This is a genomic window from Pedobacter sp. HMWF019 (assembly GCF_003061025.1).
Classification (GTDB): Bacteria; Bacteroidota; Bacteroidia; order Sphingobacteriales; family Sphingobacteriaceae; genus Pedobacter.
In genome coordinates, this window is the sequence record NZ_QAIL01000068.1 from 1 (window position 1) to 2,914 (window position 2,914).

The 2,914-nt window shown below is 36.1% G+C and carries 5 protein-coding genes; 4 read left to right on the plus strand and 1 reads right to left on the minus strand.

The window, feature by feature from the left end:
* The first annotated feature begins 174 nt into the window (after positions 1–174).
* Together DBR11_RS04420 and DBR11_RS30075 are read left to right on the plus strand one after the other, a co-directional pair.
* Entirely contained in the window at positions 175–768 is a 594-nt protein-coding gene (locus DBR11_RS04420) for an Rpn family recombination-promoting nuclease/putative transposase (protein WP_233260641.1), read from the plus strand.
* A 33-nt stretch (positions 769–801) separates the two neighbouring features.
* The gene (locus DBR11_RS30075; protein WP_233260642.1) at positions 802–969 is read left to right on the plus strand and encodes a hypothetical protein; all 168 of its coding nucleotides are present in this window, start codon (positions 802–804) and stop codon (positions 967–969) included.
* A gap of 110 nt (positions 970–1,079) precedes the next feature.
* On the opposite strand, the gene DBR11_RS04425 is transcribed toward DBR11_RS30075, so the two are convergent.
* Positions 1,080–1,841, minus strand: a complete 762-nt coding sequence (locus DBR11_RS04425; RefSeq protein ID WP_108550405.1) for a response regulator transcription factor — start codon at positions 1,839–1,841, stop codon at positions 1,080–1,082.
* 170 nt (positions 1,842–2,011) lie between these two features.
* Here DBR11_RS04425 and DBR11_RS04430 point away from each other — a divergent pair, with 170 nt between their 5' ends.
* Together DBR11_RS04430 and DBR11_RS04435 are read left to right on the plus strand one after the other, a co-directional pair.
* Entirely contained in the window at positions 2,012–2,206 is a 195-nt protein-coding gene (locus DBR11_RS04430) for a hypothetical protein (protein ID WP_108550406.1), read from the plus strand.
* The coding region (locus DBR11_RS04435; RefSeq protein ID WP_233260643.1) for a DUF3667 domain-containing protein at positions 2,206–2,914 on the plus strand (709 nt) is incomplete at its 3' end. The genes DBR11_RS04430 and DBR11_RS04435, both read left to right, overlap by 1 nt.

Here is a 2,914-nt window from a genome sequence, read left to right on the forward strand (position 1 = left end):
ACTCAATATCGTGACAAAAAATGGAATCCGTTGTTGCTATTAGAGTTTTAATTACGGTGAAAGCTGCTGACAAAAAATGCCAGTAACTTTCCTTAAAATATATTTTTAGCAAAGATCGACCATAATTTTTTATTTGAAAATATCACATCTACATTGGTGCAATTCAGATAAAATATGACAGAAAAATTTAATGGACCCGAACAGGGCAGCATGTATGACAAAGTCTTCCGCGAAAACATGGAAGATACCCTACCAGACGTTGTTAAAGACGTACTTCGTCTCCATATCGTTAAAAGCGAAGAGATCCAGGACGATGTTCAGCATACCAAAGAACGCAAACCTGATCTTTTAAAAAGAGTCGAAGACGACCAGGGGAAGGTATTTATACTCCACATTGAGTACCAGCGCGACAACGAAAAAAACATGGCTTTCTGCATGGCAGAATACAGCATCATGTTGCAAAGAAAATATGGACTGCCAGTAACCCAGTTTGTGATTTACATCGGTGCAGGAAAACCCAATATGCCCATGCGGATTAGGAATAAATACCTTCATTTCTGGTATAACCTGCTCACTTTTTCGGAAATCGACTACCAGGTGTTTCTAAACTCGGAGAAAATAGAACAAAAGATGCTGGCTATTCTCGGAGATCTCCAAATTGAGGATACAGAAATGATCTTACAACAGATCGTTCAGGAAATAGAAAATAAAGGTATTGGAGAATTAGAACAAGGAAGATATTTAAAACAATTGCGTGTATTGATGTAGTTACGTAACTTAGACAGAGAATCAATTAAAAACATGGCACTAACAGGAAAAATATTCAAAGAAGAAAAAGACATCTTGTACATTAGGGGTGAACATAAAAAAGCCCAACAAATTGCTCGGGAATTAAAAAAAGAAGGCTTATCTAATGAATTTATAGTCAAAATAACAAAACTCTCAATTCAAGAAGTCGAAACGCTCTAATACCTCCCCCTAGTTCTTCCAGTTCATGGAAGAACGCGCGGCAGATACTCCAATTTTCTGCGCTACATCACAAAAAGCTACATCAAATTTCAATTATAGTAATAACGCAATCAAATCATCTTATTGTTCACCGCATAAGAAAGCGCTTCCACCATATTACTCACACCCAAACGCTCAAAAATCCGCCTCCTGTAATACTTCACCGTATCAGAAGAAACAAATATCTTGTCGGCAATCTGGTTAATTGTTAAACCCTGCGCATGCAGCCGCAAAATCTCTATCTCCCTGTTGCTCAGTTTAGGTTTCTCTGATTTACGCCAAACGCCATTTTTTATATTAAGTTCCCAGGTTTCATCAGTTCCCTGTTTATGGATATAAACATTACCCGCATTTTTATGGTGCGCAATAGAAACTATGCACATCGATTTCCAGATCTTTTCATCGCTGGTCAAAAACAATGGAGTAAGCTTATGATTAATAAGAATATGTTTGCCATCCTGGTTAACCAAATGAAAATCGTAAGTGATGCTATATTGTTTTCTCTCTTCAGAGGGGAGTTTGGCAAAGAAATCAAATCCAACTTCATTAATCAGACTCAAGAGTTCCAAATCCTTCTCAGGCACGTTTTTGAAATAGAACTCATAGCCCATTTCTAACACTTCCTCAGAAGAGTATCCACATAAAAATAATGGGTTTTCTGAAACATATTCAAAGCCCATCTTTTCATAATCTATAACATATACACTTTCATAGGTTAACCTGGCAAAAGACTTTACCACCTCTAAATAATTTTGTTGCTGAAGGTGATCCTCCTCAGATGATTTTCTAATCCGATTCTTGGTCAGCAGGCTCGAGTTAACGTTAGATTTCATTAAGCGCAATAGATAAATAGCAAATTTACACTAAAGTGTAGTCATTGAAAATATTTTTGTGTTGACTTTTGTAGGAAACAATCCTTTTGTAGTTAAAGTAGAGGTTTAATTGATGTTAAATCTAGCTATAGAAAGGAAAGAACATGGTGTTTTCTTTAAAAATTAAAAGTATGGAAAGTAAAAAAAGCACATTATCGCTGCCTTTTGCAATGATTGCATTTCTCTTAGGGGTAGCCGTATATAAAGAAATAGATTTTGAACAGTTGAGTTTTAAAAAACCAGCCCTGGGAAGCCTCTACTTATTAACTTTTCTCTTCTCAGTTTTTGTTATTGTAAGGGGAATAATCAAACAAAACAAGCAATAATGTCCATAGATATAATAAATTGCAAACACTGCAGCACCATGATCAATGGCAATTTTTGCTGCAATTGCGGCCAGCCTGTACAAGTTAAAAGAGTGGACAGCCATTATGTTCTACACGAAATTCAGCATATTTTACATTTTGAAAAGGGTATATTATATACCGTAAAAGAATTACTGATCAGGCCCGAAAAAAGCATCAAAGAGTTTATTGCAGATAACCGGAGCAGGCTGGTAAAGCCGATTGTCTTTATCATCATCACTTCCTTAATCTATACGATAATCGCCCATTTTTTCCATATCGAAAAGGAATATATTGAGTACAGTGAGGCCAAATCAACTACCGTAGGTGTAATTTTCGATTGGGTACAAAGTCATTACGGTTATGCCAATATTATAATGGGTTTATTTATAGCTTTTTGGCTGAAGCTATTCTTTAAAAAATATGGATACAATTTTTTTGAACTGTTAATTCTGCTATGTTTTGTTGTGGGAATGGGTATGCTGATCATGGCTGTTTTTGCCGCTCTTGAAGGAATCACAAAACTAGACCTGACTAAAACTTCCGGAGTTGTTGAAGCAGGCTATTGTGCCTGGGCAATCGGGCAATTTTTTGATAAAAAGAAAATAGGCAGCTATTTAAAAGCACTCGCGGCCTTTATGTTAGGTATAATTACAGTTTGCATCACGATAGGTCTTTTAAGTGCTATCA